This window comes from Anaerobacillus sp. 1_MG-2023 (assembly GCF_030547345.1).
Lineage (GTDB): Bacteria > Bacillota > Bacilli > Bacillales > Guptibacillaceae > Guptibacillus > Guptibacillus hwajinpoensis_B.
Map to the genome: position 1 here is coordinate 1 of NZ_JAUORD010000292.1, position 232 is coordinate 232.

Genomic DNA, 232 nt, shown 5'->3' on the forward strand with positions numbered 1-232 from the left:
GAGCAAATCCGAGCGTTCCATGACCGTGGCGTTTAGGCCTAGGTCTGTGACAGCTTGGGCCGCTTCCAATCCGAGTAGGCCGCCGCCGATGATGACGGCAGAGGATTTCCCGGCAGAGGAGGCGATGATTTGTTCAATATCCTGTAGGTCGCGGTAGACAAAAAGATTAGGCAGGGCTGCGCCATCAAATGGGGGAGGAATGAAGGCGCTGGAACCCGTAGCTATCACAAGT

Annotated in this window: 1 protein-coding gene; it reads right to left on the reverse strand. The window is 56.0% G+C overall.

Translation table 11 applies throughout. The annotated features are described in order from the left end of the window. A partial coding sequence (locus tag Q4550_RS24215) for an FAD-dependent oxidoreductase (RefSeq protein WP_303536825.1) occupies positions 1-232 on the reverse strand: 232 nt, incomplete at both ends.